Raw genomic sequence first — 15203 nt, 5'->3', positions numbered from 1 at the left:
CAGCCCCCGAAACGGGGGCCGGCACATATCACGCCAGTGCGTGACTTACGGGATGGTGCAGCCGCTGTTACGCAGGCAGCGGGCAAACGCCGGGTAACAGACGTTCTCGCCATTGCCCGCTGCGAGGCAGGCCTCGTAGGCGGTGTAGCACGGGGTACAGCGGGACTGCGCGGAGGCACTGCCGATTCCCAGGGTCAGTGCAGCAGCCGCAATAGCAACAGACAGCTTGAATCCAATCTTCATGCTTCACTCCGTTGATAGCCCTCCTTGGGCAGCTCGGAGGCTAACGTGGGAAGAGGGTGTATTCAACCCGCACCGCGCCTGGATGGGCATCCATCTTCAGCGCCCCGCCCTGGATTTACTTTGTTGGCGCGTCTGCAGTCTGAGCGGCAACCATGGCCTGTTGCATTTCCCTCAGCGACAGATAGCCATCACCATCGGTGTCCAGGCCTGCGAAGTACTTCGCGATCTCCGGCACCACGATGGCTTCCTCCTTGCTGATCCTGCCGTCTTTGTTCCTGTCCATCGCGGAAAACGCGGCGTCGATGGAGTGGCCTGCTTGCTGAAACGACCCTGCTGACATTTCGCGTACTCGGCCTTCGACGCTACCGGATCGAGTCGTGCGGCACGGCGTGCCGGCGGGAATCCGGAACCAACGCCTATCTGGCTGGAACACGCGGCCCACTCGCTGCCCCCAATCCCTGGAGTACCGATGAAGATGTTCGTTCCGTTGTTGCTTGTGGCCGCGTTGAGTGGCTGCACCACCGCCAAGATGACCGTTACCCCCGATGGCCGGCGCGGCGTCTCCATCGACTGCAGCGGCTCCAGTTCCTGGAGTGGCTGCTACGAAAAGGCCGGGCAGATGTGCCCAGGCGGCTATGTAGTCTTCAACAAGGATGGCGACGGCAGCAACGCCATCGCGGTGGGCAACAACGACGGTTTCACTTCCACCCAGATGGCCCCCTCGCTCGATGCTGGTGGCCTGCTCGCACTGACACCAACAGCGGAGGTGGGTTGCCACCTCCCCATCATCACCGCCCCCAGCCCTGCGTCAGAAGCTGTAAGCCGCCTGCACATACACCCGCCGCGGCTCGCCCGGGAAATGCCCGTTGCGTTCGATGAAGCCACTGGCCGCGTACACCTTGTCGAACAGGTTCTTGACGTTGGCCTGGAACTGCCATTGCTTCCACGTGGTCTTCCAGCTCATGTCGAACACGGTGTAGGCCTTGACCGTCTGCCCATCCAGGCTGACGCGCTCGCCAACGTGATCCGCGCCAAAGCCGATGGCGGAGTTGATCGCCGGCAGGTCATAACGCGTCCACAATCCCAGCTTGTTGCGCGGCGCATTGGCGAATCGGTCGCCGGAGGCGTTGGTGATGCCATTCGGGCCGGCGTCCTTCACCCGCGCATCGTTGTAGGCGTAGGTGAGGTTCAGCACCCAGCGCTCGGTGAGATCGGCCAGAAGGTCCAGCTCCATGCCGGTACTGCGCACCAGGCCCAGCGCGGCCAACTGGTTCACGCCACCAATCACCTCGCCGGTGGCCTGCACGATGTTGCTGCGATCGATCCGGTAGGCCGCCATGTTCAAGGTCACACGGTCGGCCAGCAGGGACTTCATGCCCACTTCCCACTGTTTGCTGCGTTCGGCATCGAACGGTCCGCCAGCGACCGGGTTCTGGTTGGCGGCACTCTGCGGCACGAAACCACTGGCGACGTTGGCGTAGACATTCAGGCCCTCGTGCACGGTGAACGTGCTGCCCAGCCGCCAGCTGAGATCGTTGCCGTCCACACTGCTGCCGGCGATGCGGTCGTCGTCCTTGAAGCCATCCCAGCGCAGCCCGGCCAGCACATGCCAGCGTGTGCCCAGTGCCAGCTCGTCCTGCAGGTAGCCGCCATAGCGCTTGCTGCGGGTGGACGTGCTGCGCCAGGGCAGGGCCGCCAGGTTGTAGTCGTGCCAGGTACTGGCGCCGTACACGGGATTGAACAGGTCGATGCCGCGCACCGGCCCCGCACCACGTGCAAGGTCGGCGCTGTTGGCGGTCTGTGCAGTGAAATCCGCATCCAGCTGGTACACATCGGCACCGAACAACACCTTGTGCTCAACCGCGCCGGTCGTCACCCGCCAGACTGCATTGCCGTTGGCAGTGAATGCTTCGTTGTCGCGGATCTGGTTGCGCAGCTGGCGGGTCATCCACTCGGCCACGCCATCGCGGTCACGATCGATCAGGCCCATCGGCTCGTGGTACATCTGGTGTTCGTTGTTGCTGAACCAGCGGGCGGCGAAGTCCACGTCCAGAGTGTCGCTCGGCGCGAAACGGTACTGCGCCAGCGCAACTTTTGCGCGCATGTCGAGGAAGTCGCTGGCCTCGTTGTGGTTCCAGCGGCGGTCGGTCAGGAACGTGCCTGCATCGTTGACCGGCACGCCGCGCAGACGGTTGCCGCCAAGGTTCTGGGTGATGTCGGTGAACTGCAGCACCAGTTCGCCGGTCTGGCCGACGTCGAAGGCCAGCGAGGCGTCGCCGATCACGCTCTCGCTGTCGGTGTTCCAGCGCACGCCCTTTTCACTGTCGGCATAGAGCCCGGCGCGATAGCGTAGGCTGCCGGCGGCATTCAACGGCCCGGTACCCTCGATCGATCCGGCACGGAAGTCCTTGTCGCCCAGCTGGATCTCGATGTTGCGCCCGGCACTGGCTTTCGGTTTGCGGGTTACATAGTTGATGACGCCGCCTGCATCACCACCGCCATACAGCGCACCTGCCGGTCCCTTCAGCACTTCCACGCGCTCGATGTTGAACAACTGCGGGACCGAGAAACCTGCATACGGGTCGCCGCGCAGGCCGTCATACAGCACGTTCTCCTGGCGGAAGCCGCGCAGGGTCACCCCGGCATAGCTGAAGTAGCTGATGCCGCTGATGCTGCGATAGAGGTCGGTCACCTGGCGCGCGGCCTGGTCGTCGATCAGTTCACGCGGGATGACCTGGATCGATTGTGGGACCAGCTCCAGCGGTGTATCCGTGCGGGTGCCGACCGCAGCATCGTCCACCCGGTACAGGGTCTGTGCACGTCCGCGAACTTCGACCTTGTCCAGGTCTTTTGGCGCGGCAGTGGAGGGCTGGACAGCATGGGCAAGGGTTACCAGGGGCAGGGTCAGTGCCAGGCACAAGGCGCGTTGCAGGGGCATTGGAAGAGGCATCGGGAGAGGGTGGGTGTCTGCAAATGAGAAAGATTAGCATTTGCAACACTTCGTGACCTATCCCCCGAATGCGCTATGGACGCGCGCCGGGGTCCGTATACGGGGTGCCCGCCAAGGCCACCAGTACCCCGGTGGCGCCGCGCACGATCAGCTGCAGCATGGCCTCACGCGGGTCCTCGCCCTGCAGTTGGCTTGCCAGTCCTTTCTCATAGGCCGCCACCATCGACGCCAGCAGCATGGCCGCGCCCAATCGCGCTTCGGCGTCATGTTCGGGCCGGCAGGCAGCGTCGGCCATCAATCGCGCCAGATCGTCAGTCAACTGCGCCTGCAGCCGCCGCGCGTGCGCGAGCAGCACCGGGCTCTCCGCGACGGTGCCCCAGAAGGCGGCAGCGCCGGCATTGACGCGCAGCAGCGGATGGCCAGCCTCCAGCAACTCGCGCACCAGTGACTGGAAGGCCGCCAGCGGGGTCATGCTGCTGCGCGCCATCATGCCCTCGCGCAGCAGCATGCGCGCCTCCTCATCGCGATCGAACACCAGGTCTTCCTTGCTGGCGAAGTAGTTGAAGACCGTCTTGCGTGAGACGCCCGCGGCTTCGGCGATTTCGGACATGGAGACGGCCTCGAAGCCGCGCCGGATGATCAGCTCGGTGGCGACGTCCGAAATCGCTTGTCGGGTTTCGGCCTTGCGTTGTTCGCGACGGCCTGGGGGCGGGGTCATGGGCGGTTCACTTGTGGAAACGTACACCGAGTGTAACATTTGACCCGCCAGAGCGCCGACCCGGCACTCACAAGGATTCCCCATGCTGTACGACGTCGTCATTGCCGGCGCTGGCCCGGTCGGCCTGTTCCTGTCCTGTGAACTGGCCCAGGCCGGGTGTTCAGTGCTGGTGCTGGAACAGGCCAGGTCCGCCGTTTCGCCGTTGAAGCGCTTGCCATTCGGGCTGCGCGGCTTGAACGCCCCTACGCTGGAGGCACTGGATCGGCGCGGCCTGTTGGACGCGGTCGCCGCGACACAGGTGCTCAAGCCCGAGAAGGGGGCGCCGCCGCCCGGTACCGCCCATTGGCTCGCGCAGCCGCGGGCGCTGGGCGGCCACTTCGCCGGAATACCGTTTGCGTTGGACGACATCGACCGCACGCGCTGGACCTGGCGCCTGCCGTCGCCGGTGGGCACCCAGATGGCGGTGGAGCTGCAGGCCCTGGAAACGGTGTTGGGCGAACGTGCGACCACGCTGGGCGTGCGCATCGAACGCGGGCGTGCAGTACAGGCGGTGCGCGCCGGTGCCACCGAAGTGGAGACCGAGACCGCTGACGGGGCGGTACGTGGTCGCTGGCTGGTAGGTTGCGATGGAGGCCGCAGCACAGTGCGCAAGCAATGCGGTTTCAGTTTCATCGGCACGGGTCCCGAATTCACCGGTCATTCGCTGCAGGTCGATCTGGAAGATCCCGGCGCGCTGACCCCGGGCCGTCAGTACACCGCGCAGGGCATGTGTAATTTCAATCCACCCGGTGTGCTTGCGCTTGCCGATTTCGATGGCGGTGCCGGGCATCGAAAGCCTCTCGCGCTGGACGAAGCGCAGTCGCTGCTGCGACGTGTGTCTGCCCGGGACGTGACCATCACCGCGCTGCATCTGCACAGCACCTGGACCGATGGTGCGCGCCAGGCCGGCGCCTATCGCAACGGCCGAGTGCTGCTGGCAGGCGACGCTGCGCACGTGCATTCCCCGTTGGGAGGGCAGGGCCTGAATCTGGGCATCGGCGACGCGATGAACCTGGGCTGGAAACTGGCCAGCGTGATACGCGGTGACGCTTGCATGGCGCTGCTGGACAGCTATCACGCGGAACGGCATCCAATTGGCGCCAACGTACTGGACTGGTCGCGCGCGCAGGTTGCGCTGATGCGTCCTGGAGCCGGTTCGCGCGCGTTGGCGGCGGTCATGGCCGATCTGGCCGGCACCCGCGATGGCGCCACCTATCTGGCCGAACGGATCTGGGGTGTTTCGCAGCAGCTGGATCTTGACGGAGAGCACCCGCTGGTCGGCAGGAGCGCGCCGGATTTCCGGTTGGTCGGTGGCCGCCGCTTGGGCGAACTGCTGAGAGCGGGGCAGGGGGCGCTGCTTGTTTTCGACCCGGCGTCTTCTCCGCCGCAGCATGGCCAATGCTGGCAGCCTTCCATCGCCTGCGCCGCAAATACTGGAGATGCGGCATCGGGCCTGGGGGCAGTGCTGGTGCGCCCGGATGGCATCGTTGCCTGGGCCTGCGGCGTAGGGGGGGATATGTCCGGCCTCGATTCAGTGCTTGCTTCCTGGACCGGTCTGACGCGGTGATCTGCCGGCTAAAGCGCAGTGACCATCGTATGCGAGCGACAGCTGGCCTCGGTCATCACCGAAGCCAGCTGCTTCAGTGAGTAGGGCTTGCGCAGCAGCGTGAAACCATGGCCTGGATCGCGGGCCAGCAGTTCGCTGTAGCCACTGGTGAGAATGATCGGAAGATCTGGCAGGCGGCTGCGGATGGTGCGGGCGAGATCCAGCCCATTGGTCCCGGGCATGACCACGTCGCTGAACACCACGTCAAAACGCGCAGCGTCGCGCTCGAGCTCCGCCAGTGCTTCGTCGGCATTGCGCGCGAGTATGACGCTGTACTCAAGCTCGCGCAGCGCCCCGACCGCAAACTCGGCCACATCCACATTGTCTTCCACCACCAGCACGCACAATCCGTGGCCATGGAGCAGTCCCGGTTGCGCGGTAGGCAGCTCGACGCAGGCGTTTGCCTGCGCCAGCGGCAGATACAGCGTGAAGCGCGTACCGACACCGGCCTGGCTCTGTACGTCCACTTCGCCCTCGGACTGCTTGACGAAGCCGAACACCTGGCTGAGACCAAGCCCGGTGCCCGCGCCCACTCCCTTCGTGGTGAAGAATGGCTCAAAGATCCGGTCCACCACGGACGGATCGATACCGGCACCGGTGTCGCTAACGCTGATCGCAGCAAAGTTGCCTTTCATCGGCGCCGCGAACCGCACGGAAGGCACCGATGTCAGCTGTTCCACATCGATCGTCACCTTGCCGTGGCCGTCAATGGCATCGCGCGCGTTCACCGCGATGTTGATCAGGGCGGTGTCGAGCTGGGTCCGGTCCAGCAGCACCGGCAACGGGGCGTCGGGCAGGTTCACCGACACGCAGATGCGTGCACCCAGCACTGTGGTGATGATGTCTGAGAGCGCGCGTACGCTCTCGCAGAGGTCGAACACCTGCGGCGACAGGCTCTGTCTACGCGAGAACGCCAGAAGCTGGGCGGTCAGGCGAGTGGCGCGGTCAGCGGCGGTTTCGATGGCCTGTACATAGCGCAGGCGCGCATCTTCGGCCGGCCAGGTATGCAGCAGCATGTCCACGGAACCGGTGATGACCTGCAGCAGATTGTTGAAGTCGTGGGCAACGCCGCCGGTCAGCTGGCCGATGGCCTCCAGCTTCTGCGACTGCCGCAGCTGTTCACGGGCGCGTACCAGTTCAAGGTGGGCCTCGCGTGCCTGTTCGGTGATGGCCGCTACCTGGCGAGTGTGCCGGTCGCGTTCAATCACCCGTTCGGTCTGCTCGCTGACTACGCAGATGATGCCGGCCACGCCTCCGCAACCGGCGCGCAGCGGCGAGTAGGAGAACGTCCAGAATGTCTCGCGCAACGTGCCATCGCGGTCCATCATCAACGGCATGTTCTTGAAACTGCGGCTTGTGCCGCCGAAGGCGTCGTTGACAGCATCCACGACGTCGGCCCAGACGTCCGCCCAGACCTCTTCCAATCGGCTGCCCATGGCACCGTGCAGCTTGCCGCCCAGCATCGGCAGGTAGGCATCGTTGAAGAAGAACGCCTTGTTGTCGCGGCCCCATGCGATCCACAGCGGCTCCGGAGAATCCAGGATCATCGCCAGCAGCGTGCGCAGTTCGGGGGGAGCGTTGGTGGCGTCGGCCGAACGGGCCCAGTCGCTGTCCTGCAGCAGTCGGTAGGCGAGTTGATCAGGTGCCGAGACAGGAAGGGGGAAGGGATGCATGGCCGTGCGCGAAGAAAGGTGCCGCAGCTTAGCCGAGGTGATGTCATTGAGGCCTGCACAGGTCCTTTGCCCTGGCCGTCATCGGCCCTTCGCGGCGGACGAAGTGGCTTACGGGGCGGCCTCTGACTGCACCATCTCCCCTGCGCCAACAGCCTGCATCGTGGCACCGTCGTATTGCTGCCTCAGACACCCAGCAGCGAATTAACCTGCCAATCGGCAACCCGCGCATGGCTCACCGCCTGATGACTGCCGCATCCGTCGCAGCGGAACAAGGCGCCGCCCGGCAGCTGGACCAGATTGTCTTCGCTGGCCGAGCGGGTTTCAGAGCAATGCCGGCAGATGACAGTGAGCGCGGTAATGCGCTCCACCCCGCCAGTCAGGTCGAACACAGCTTCAAAGGCATGGATGACAGGGTGACCGGTGGCCGGCATCGGGAAAGTCGTCGTGATGGGGAGGCCTTATCCTCCCCTCCCGATCGTGACGGGCTGGTCATCCGCATGCATTGGAACGATCAAGATGCCAGGCGGCTCAGAGATCCTTCTTCTTGCCGCTCAGGTCGATCGGCCGGTCACTGCCCTTGCGCTCGCTCGACCACACTTCCATGCTCTTGTTGCAGCGGCTCTCGCGGGCAGCCACTTCGCGCGGCAGGTCCTTCAGATGCGGCGACTCCTGGCAGGCCTGATGCATGTTGCTGTCGTCATAGGTTGCACAGGCGCCGAGCGAGGCCAGGGCAACGGCGGTGAGGGAGGCGCGAAGCAGGGGCTGCAGGTGCATGGGGAGGTCTCGGGTGGTGCCGGGCTGGCCATGGAGTTCAAATCTGTGAGCCCAGGCCCGCGCAATCCGTCCAATCACACTTGTTATTCTGTAACGGACGCGCGATAGTCCGGCGCCTGCTGCTGTCAGGCGACGCAGATCATCAGCATCATGCTTAGCGCCAGCATCAGGACGAATACGCGCCGGCTGAGCGCAAGGCAGGCCAGGCAGGCGGCCAGTGCCCAGGCAGCCAGCAGCGCGCAGGCCAGCAACCACAGCCCGATCACAATCAAGGATCCGGTCGCCAGCGCCGACATTGCGATCGCCTTGAACAGCGTAACGCCCAGCACACTGCCGAGCACGCCAGCCTGCAGAGCGATGGCATCGTGACGGGCAGGGGCGGGCGGGTGGTGCATGTCGGCGGCGTTCGTTTGCTGCAAGGGAGGCGAAGCCACTGTGCCCGATCACATATCCACGCCATGTGTTTTTCGCGCACGCGATGCAGGGCCGATGCAGGCTCAGTCGAACTCACCCTCGGCCGATTCCAGGCGCTGCCGGTACGCTGCGCGGTGCTGGTACAGGCGCTGGCATTCGGCCGACCTGTGGATGCGGCTGCCGGGTTCGTTGGCCACCGAGTCGCACATCCGCGCGATATGATTGTTCTCTGCCAGCTCGGTGACGAAGAACACGGCGGTGATGCCGGTACCGAGCAGCAGCACGTAGAGCAGGCGGCTGAGCCAGCGCGACAGCTTGCGCTCGAAGTGCTGCTGGATGGTCAGGTCGAAGCGGATGATGCTGAGCACGATCCAGATGATCGCGACCAGGAAGCAGAGCGTGGGCAGCAGGCCGCGCCAGATTCCTGCTTCGTATACCGACTCGCTGTAATGGACCGCGGCCCCGGCGCCTGCGATGGCGATGGCCAGTGCCCAGTTACGGCCCAGCGAGAGCAGGTCATCGAGCAGCTTTTCGCGGTTCCTGGTTGATCCTGCTGCCACGGTGGTTCCTTCTGCATGCTGCGACCGGCGGCGGACTGCCGCCGATCCTGCAGATGGTGGAGCATCGCTGCGGCGATGAGAAGACCGCGCGGCTCAATGTGCGATGGCGCGGGCGCTGATCCAGCGCCGGTAGCGGCGGGTCCGACACTTTGCGGCCGCCTGTGCAAGCAGCAGTGCCCATACCGGTGAAACCGTGGGTGCGGTGGGGCGGTGCCGGCTCAACCGGCCCAGCTGATACTTCACTGCGGCCATGTGCGCACTGGCCGCCAGCGGCTTGCTGCGCCAGTCGATGTTGCGCAGCGTCGGCGCCGGGTCGCGGCCCTGCTGCCAGTGCTTAGGCAGATCCGGCTCGATCGCCAGTGCGGTGGCGATGCCGACCATGGCCACGCCGCTGGCCAGCACTTGTTCTGCCACCTCACGGCGGCGGATGCCACCGGTGACCATCAACGGCATCGTTGCCACCGTGGCGATCTCGCGTGCGAATTCGAGGAAGTACGCTTCGCGGGCCATGCTGCGTTCGTCGCGTGCGGGGCCGGTCATGGCCGGTGCTTCATAGCTGCCGCCGGACAGTTCGACCAGATCCACGCCGAGGGGGGCCAGCATCTCCACCACCTCGCGCGCATCCTCGGGCGAGAAGCCGCCGCGCTGGAAGTCGGCGGAGTTGAGCTTCACCGCCACCACGAATGTGGGCGCCACCGCCGCGCGTACACCCTGCACGATCTCCAGCAGCAGGCGCGCACGGTTGTGCAGGCTGCCACCCCAGCGGTCAGTGCGTTGGTTCGACAGCGGCGACAGGAACTGGCTGAGCAGGTAGCCGTGCGCGGCATGGATCTCCACCCCGCTGAAACCGGCGTGCTCGGCCAGCCCGGCGCTGCGGATGAAGCGGGCGATCACCTCTTCGATGTCCGCCTCGGTCATCGCCTTCGGCGGTGCGAACTGCTTGGACAGCGCGCCCATCTGCAATGCAACGGCTGACGGCGCGAGCGCGGGTTGGCCGAGTGCGGCCGGCATCTGCCGCCCGGGGTGATTGATCTGCATCCACATCTGCGCGCCCCGCGAGCGGGCAGTGTCCGCCCAGGCGGTGAAGCGGTCGAGGTGGCGGTCGTCCTCCAGTACCACGCCGCCGGGACCGGTCATGGCGCGCCCATCGACCATCACGTTGCCGGTGATGATCAGCCCTGCGCCGCCATCGGCCCAACGCTGGTACAGCTGCAGCAGCGCAGCGGAAGGCGCGTGGTCGGCGTCGGCCATGTTTTCCTCCATCGCCGCCTTGGCGATGCGGTTGCGGATGACGGCACCGGAGGGCAGTGCCAGGGGCGAGAACAGCGACATCGGACAGCTCCAGGACAGGGGAATGGCGCTACGCTAACCTTCAAGTTTGATTGAAGGTCAACGGGTTCCCATGGCGAGGATTCAGGCAGATGAAGATCGGTGAGCTGGCCCGCCTCACGGGCCTCGCGGCGTCGCGCATTCGTTTCTATGAAGACGCGGGGCTGCTGGTGGTGCAGCGCCAGGCCAATGGTTACCGCGACTACCCGGAACAGGCGGTGCTGCTGCTGGAGCTGATCACGGGCGCGCAGCGTGCTGGCTTCAGCCTGGAGGAGATCCGCGCCCTGCTGCCGCCGGACATGGGCCAGTGGCAGCACGATGCGTTGATCACGATGCTGCAGCAGAAGGTGGCCGACATCGAGGCGTTGCAGCTGCGGTTGGCACAGAGCCGAGCGCACCTGCTGGCCCTGATCGAGGACATCCAGGCGCAGCCGGATGGCATCGACTGTGCGGCCAATTCGCGGCGGGTGCTGGACCGCGTGAAGCGCGGCGAGCTGGCGCGACCGGCCCTGGCGGCCGGCGATACAGCGTTGCTGCGACCGGATCGTCGTCGCCGCGCGGGCAGCGACTGACGATCCGGCGCGGTGTTCAGTGGCTGCCTGCGATGGCGGTCTTGCGCTTCCTGTCCAGCATCACCGCCACGCACCACAGCAGCAGGCCGCCGATCGCGGTAGCCGCACCGACGTAGCCGGTGCTGGCCGGGCTGAAGCCGGCACTGATCGCCATGCCGCCCAACCACGGGCCTAGGGCATTGGCGGTATTGAAGGCGGCATGGTTGGAGGCCGCTGCCAGCGTCTGCGCTTCACCGGCCACGTCCATCAGGCGGGTCTGCAGCACCGCCGCCAGCGCGCCCATGGTGCCGACGGTGACGATCATCGGGCCGATGGTCCACACCGATTGCGCGGCCAGCGGATACAGCAGCAGCATCACGATCGACCACAGCAGCACCACCGCGGCGGCCTTGAAGTGGAACTTGTCCACCAGCCAGCCACCGGCGATGTTGCCGATGATCGCACCGATGCCGAACACGCCCACCGCCAGCGGCATCCACGATTCGGCTACGCCGGTGACCTGCACCAGGGTCGGCGCCAGGTAGGTGAACACGCAGAACATGCCAGCGAAGCCAACGGCGCCGATTGCCAGCGCCAGCCACACCTGGGTGGTGTTGAAGGCGCGCAGTTCGCGCATCGGCGAAGTGCGCACTTCGTCCGGATCCGGCAGCAGGAAGCGCGCGATCATCGCCACGGTGGCGATGGCCAGCAGGCTGACCAGGGCAAAGGCGGTGCGCCAGCTCAGCTGCTGGCCCAGCCAGGTGGTCAGCGGATTGCCGACCAGGATCGCAATCGACAGGCCCAGCAGCACCCGCGACATCGCCTGGCCGCGCTGGCCGGCCGGGCTGATCGCCGCCGCCACCAGCATCGCCACGCCGAAGTAGGCGCCGTGTGGCAGGCCCGCGACGAAACGCGCGATCAGCATCGTGCCGTAGTTTGGTGCCAATGCGCTGGCCAGGTTGCCGACGGCATAGAAGCCCATCAGTGCCAGCAGCAGCTTACGGCGCGGGAAGCTGGCGCCGACGAAGGCGAGGATCGGGGCGCCGACCACCACGCCGATGGCGTAGGCGCTGATCAGGTGGCCGACCTGGGTTTCGGAAATCGACAGGCCGCGGCTGATCTCCAGCATCAGGCCCATGCTGGCAAATTCACTGGTGCCGATGGCGAAGCCGCCCAGGGACAGGGCAAGAATGATCAAGGTGCGCTGACGGGGCGTCAGCCGCGCAGCCAGGGAAGCGTTGGGGCTCATGCGGGGGCGCGATGGGGGCGGGGAGCCGGCCATTGTACTGCTGCACCGCAACAGCAGCAGCCACGCCCGGGGCAAATCAGTGTTTGATCGATGGGATTGCGGCACGCCGGGCACGGGCTCGGTGCTGCAGCGCGTGCGGCCCCCTGTTGCCGGCCTCCTGCATGTGATGACGACACGGCGGTCGGCATGATGGGCGTGCAGGGGCTGTGGAATGCTGGAACAAGGAGGGTGTCGATGCAGGAGTTCAGGCATGTGCTGGAGACGCGCGGCCGCTATCAGCTGGTAGCGGTGTCCTACGCGCCGGTGTACGCTCCGGGCGATGTGGTCGGCCATGCGGTCGTCGCCGACGATGGGGATCGTCTGACCGACCTGGTATCACTGGCCGAAGCGCGCCAACTGCTGTTGCAACGGGTGCGTGAAGAGGGCGAAGAGCCCGGGCTGGAGAACGAAAACCACCTGCGGAAGAAGGCGTCGCGCTGGCGCCGCCGCTAGGCCGTCGCGCCCTTGTGCGCATCATGGAGGATTCGGGTGTTGCCCAGTAAGAAGTATCTGCTCATCGCCATCACCACGCTGGCGACCCTGTTGCTTGGTTTCGTGTTTTCCGGCTACCTGACGTTGTTGTTCCTGGGCCTGGATACCAAGCTGTTCACCTGGAACACCTATTACCAGTACTTCAATGCGCTGGACCAGCCACAGGTCGCGCCCTTCGTGGGCAAGATCAAATGGGCTGGCTACGTGGGCTTCGGTCTGCCGCTGCTGGCCCTGCTGGTGACCGGCCTGGTGCTGCTGCTGAAGAAGGACAAGCGCTCGCTGCATGGCGACGCGCGTTTCGCCACCGGCGCCGATCTGTCCAAGCACGGCATGTTCAAGAAGACCGGCCAGAGCATCGTGGTCGGCAGCCATGGCGGCAAGCTGGTGCGGCTGGACGGCCAGCAGTTCGTGATCCTTGCGGCACCCACCCGTTCAGGCAAGGGCGTGGGCGTGGTCATCCCGAACCTGCTGGAGTACGGCGAATCGCTGGTGGTGCTGGACATCAAGCAGGAGAACTTCGACCTGACCAGTGGCTGGCGCGCCAGTCAGGGCCAGGAGATCTACCTGTTCAATCCCTTCGCCGAAGATCGGCGCACGCACCGCTGGAACCCGCTCAGCTATGTGTCCGATGATCCGGCGTTCCGGGTTTCGGACCTGATGAGCATTGCCGCGATGCTGTATCCGGATGGGGCCGAGGACCAGAAATTCTGGGTCAGCCAAGCGCGCAACGCGTTCATGGCCTTCACCCTGTATCTGTTCGAGAACTGGGATGACGAGCGCAGCAGCGGATTCCCGGGCGGTTCGGGCACGCCCACGCTGGGCGCTGTCTACCGGTTGTCATCGGGCGACGGCACCGATCTGAAGAAGTACCTCAAGGCTTTGTCGGAGCGGTCGTTCCTCAGTGGCAACGCCCGTTCGGCGTTCGCCAACATGCTGTCCCAGGCCGACGAGACCTTCGCTTCGATCCTCGGCACCTTCAAGGAGCCGCTCAATCCCTGGATCAACCCGGTGCTGGACAAGGCCACCAGCAGCAACGACTTCCTGCTGACCGACGTGCGCAGGAAGAAGATGACCATCTACATCGGCATCCAGCCGAACAAGCTGGCCGAGAGCCGGCTGATCATCAATCTGTTCTTCAGCCAGCTGATCAACCTCAACACCAAGGAACTGCCCAAGTCCAACCCGGACCTGAAGTACCAGTGCCTGTTGCTGATGGACGAATTCACCTCGATCGGCAAGGTCGAGATCATCGCCTCGGCGGTGTCCTACATGGCCGGTTACAACATCCGCCTGCTGCCGATCATCCAGAGCATGTCCCAGCTTGATGCCACCTACGGACGGGAAGTGTCACGCACGATCATCACCAACCACGCGCTGCAGATCCTGTACGCGCCGCGCGAGCAGCAGGACGCTAACGACTACTCGGACATGCTGGGCTACACCACCATCCGCAAGAAGAACGTCACCCATGCCCGCGAGAAAACCCACAACTTCACCGAGGAGCGGCGCGCACTGATGCTGCCTCAGGAGCTGAAGGCGATGGGGCCGGACAAGGAAGTATTCCTCTACGAGGGCATACCGCATCCGGTGAAGTGCGACAAGATCCGCTATTACAAGGATCGCTATTTCACGTCGAGGCTGCTGCCGAAGGTCGACGTTCCGATGCTTAACGTCTAATTCACGTCGCTAAATTTGTGACGTGGATTCATATTCACTGACATGAAATCGTGACCTGAGTCAAAAATTCGGCGTCTGTTCATAGATTTTCAGACTTGTCTGACATGGAATTGACGCGTGGTTGTGTAACTCTGTGTTCGTCATCCAGAAGTGTGTGCTGGATGGCAAGAGTTGTAACGCAGGGTGGCCAGGAGTTTGTGCCATGGAAACAAGGATGGTTTCGACGTTGGTGAGGGTGTGCGGGTGTGTCGTCGGCAACGTCTGGCGGCCCCGCGACCTGGTTGGCAGCTTTCGGGCTGCAGGGGAGCCGGGGCAGGTGTGCTGCATGCCAGCGCGTCTCCCCGATTCCGGCGTGCGCCATGCAGCGCCGGACGACCAGGGAACCAACGCTCGGGACTGCTTTTTCGTACGTCAAAGTGAAGCCCGTATGAATCAGGCGTTTATCGCGAAAATCTCCATCGCCGCAGTCGCGGCGCTGATGGTGGCAGGGTGTGCCACCAAGTCCGCCCCCGATTTCGGTGGGCGCTGGAAGCCGGTCAATCGCTTTGCCGTGGCGACGACCGAGATCCCGCTGTACTCCAGCTACGTCTACCAGGCCTCGCCGATGGATGGCACGCTCAAAGCCATGCTCGAGCGCTGGGCCAAGGATTCCGGACGAACACTGGACTACCGCCTCAACTCGGACTTCACGCTGTATGGCGCGGTCTCGAAGATCGACACCACCAATGCACAGCAGGCTGTGATCGATCTGACTTCGGCGTATTCGGCGCAAGGCATCTCCGTCTCCATTGTTGGCAACCAGATCGTTGTGCAGAGCGCTGGCTCGACGCCCACCGCGTCGGCGCAGGGCGCTGATTCCAACAGCGGCACCTGAGTCCACCTCGAAACC

The 15203-nt window shown here is 64.8% G+C and carries 16 protein-coding genes; 5 read left to right on the top strand and 11 right to left on the bottom strand.

Annotated elements, in window-relative coordinates; all coding sequences use genetic code 11:
• Window positions 1-45: 45 nt before the first annotated feature.
• From V3B46_RS02405 to V3B46_RS02390, 4 genes are all read right to left on the bottom strand, one after another.
• Window positions 46-243, bottom strand: coding sequence for a hypothetical protein (locus tag V3B46_RS02405; RefSeq protein WP_010484799.1), 198 nt, complete (start codon window positions 241-243; stop codon window positions 46-48).
• Window positions 244-358: 115 nt separating this feature from the next.
• Window positions 359-685 carry an EF-hand domain-containing protein gene (locus V3B46_RS02400; protein ID WP_329891040.1) on the bottom strand — a complete coding sequence of 109 codons (327 nt, stop codon included), beginning with the start codon at window positions 683-685 and terminating at the stop codon, window positions 359-361.
• Window positions 686-1051: 366 nt separating this feature from the next.
• The gene (locus V3B46_RS02395; protein ID WP_329891039.1) at window positions 1052-3193 is read right to left on the bottom strand and encodes a TonB-dependent siderophore receptor; all 2142 of its coding nucleotides are present in this window, start codon (window positions 3191-3193) and stop codon (window positions 1052-1054) included.
• A 73-nt stretch (window positions 3194-3266) separates the two neighbouring features.
• Window positions 3267-3911 carry a TetR/AcrR family transcriptional regulator gene (locus V3B46_RS02390; RefSeq protein ID WP_329891038.1) on the bottom strand — a complete coding sequence of 215 codons (645 nt, stop codon included), beginning with the start codon at window positions 3909-3911 and terminating at the stop codon, window positions 3267-3269.
• Between the two features lie 82 nt (window positions 3912-3993).
• On the opposite strand from V3B46_RS02390, the gene V3B46_RS02385 reads away from it, so the two are divergent.
• Complete coding sequence (locus V3B46_RS02385) at window positions 3994-5517, top strand: FAD-dependent monooxygenase (RefSeq protein WP_329891037.1); 1524 nt, start codon at window positions 3994-3996, stop codon at window positions 5515-5517.
• A gap of 8 nt (window positions 5518-5525) precedes the next feature.
• Here V3B46_RS02385 and V3B46_RS02380 read toward each other — a convergent pair whose 3' ends face one another.
• From V3B46_RS02380 to V3B46_RS02355, 6 genes are all read right to left on the bottom strand, one after another.
• Complete coding sequence (locus tag V3B46_RS02380; protein WP_329891036.1) at window positions 5526-7229, bottom strand: ATP-binding protein; 1704 nt, start codon at window positions 7227-7229, stop codon at window positions 5526-5528.
• A 182-nt stretch (window positions 7230-7411) separates the two neighbouring features.
• On the bottom strand, window positions 7412-7660 hold the full coding sequence (locus V3B46_RS02375; protein ID WP_329891035.1) for a hypothetical protein: 249 nt from the start codon (window positions 7658-7660) through the stop codon (window positions 7412-7414).
• A 97-nt stretch (window positions 7661-7757) separates the two neighbouring features.
• Window positions 7758-8003 (bottom strand): hypothetical protein, encoded by a 246-nt coding sequence (locus tag V3B46_RS02370; protein ID WP_154352856.1) that lies wholly within the window; start codon window positions 8001-8003, stop codon window positions 7758-7760.
• A 125-nt stretch (window positions 8004-8128) separates the two neighbouring features.
• Window positions 8129-8398 (bottom strand): hypothetical protein, encoded by a 270-nt coding sequence (locus tag V3B46_RS02365; RefSeq protein WP_154263926.1) that lies wholly within the window; start codon window positions 8396-8398, stop codon window positions 8129-8131.
• A 102-nt stretch (window positions 8399-8500) separates the two neighbouring features.
• The gene (locus V3B46_RS02360) at window positions 8501-8977 is read right to left on the bottom strand and encodes a hypothetical protein (protein WP_329891034.1); all 477 of its coding nucleotides are present in this window, start codon (window positions 8975-8977) and stop codon (window positions 8501-8503) included.
• A 93-nt stretch (window positions 8978-9070) separates the two neighbouring features.
• Window positions 9071-10309, bottom strand: a complete 1239-nt coding sequence (locus tag V3B46_RS02355; RefSeq protein WP_329891033.1) for an NADH:flavin oxidoreductase/NADH oxidase family protein — start codon at window positions 10307-10309, stop codon at window positions 9071-9073.
• Window positions 10310-10398: 89 nt separating this feature from the next.
• Here V3B46_RS02355 and V3B46_RS02350 point away from each other — a divergent pair, with 89 nt between their 5' ends.
• On the top strand, window positions 10399-10878 hold the full coding sequence (locus tag V3B46_RS02350) for a MerR family transcriptional regulator (protein WP_329891032.1): 480 nt from the start codon (window positions 10399-10401) through the stop codon (window positions 10876-10878).
• Window positions 10879-10894: 16 nt separating this feature from the next.
• Here the strand turns inward: V3B46_RS02350 and V3B46_RS02345 are convergent, their stop codons facing one another.
• A complete protein-coding gene (locus tag V3B46_RS02345; protein WP_329891031.1) occupies window positions 10895-12106 on the bottom strand; it encodes an MFS transporter in 1212 nt (403 codons plus the stop codon).
• A 234-nt stretch (window positions 12107-12340) separates the two neighbouring features.
• Here V3B46_RS02345 and V3B46_RS02340 point away from each other — a divergent pair, with 234 nt between their 5' ends.
• From V3B46_RS02340 to V3B46_RS02330, 3 genes are all read left to right on the top strand, one after another.
• On the top strand, window positions 12341-12598 hold the full coding sequence (locus tag V3B46_RS02340; RefSeq protein WP_029379975.1) for a hypothetical protein: 258 nt from the start codon (window positions 12341-12343) through the stop codon (window positions 12596-12598).
• 36 nt (window positions 12599-12634) lie between these two features.
• Window positions 12635-14314, top strand: coding sequence for a type IV secretory system conjugative DNA transfer family protein (locus tag V3B46_RS02335; RefSeq protein ID WP_019338169.1), 1680 nt, complete (start codon window positions 12635-12637; stop codon window positions 14312-14314).
• A 427-nt stretch (window positions 14315-14741) separates the two neighbouring features.
• Window positions 14742-15188: a hypothetical protein gene (locus V3B46_RS02330; RefSeq protein WP_010484845.1), complete on the top strand. Its 447-nt coding sequence runs from the start codon at window positions 14742-14744 to the stop codon at window positions 15186-15188.
• Window positions 15189-15203: the final 15 nt, after the last annotated feature.

Source organism: Stenotrophomonas sp. SMYL11, from assembly GCF_036320005.1.
Lineage (GTDB): Bacteria > Pseudomonadota > Gammaproteobacteria > Xanthomonadales > Xanthomonadaceae > Stenotrophomonas > Stenotrophomonas maltophilia_A.
The sequence above is the reverse complement of the archived record's forward strand: the minus strand, read 5'-3'. Positions and strand labels throughout refer to the sequence as shown.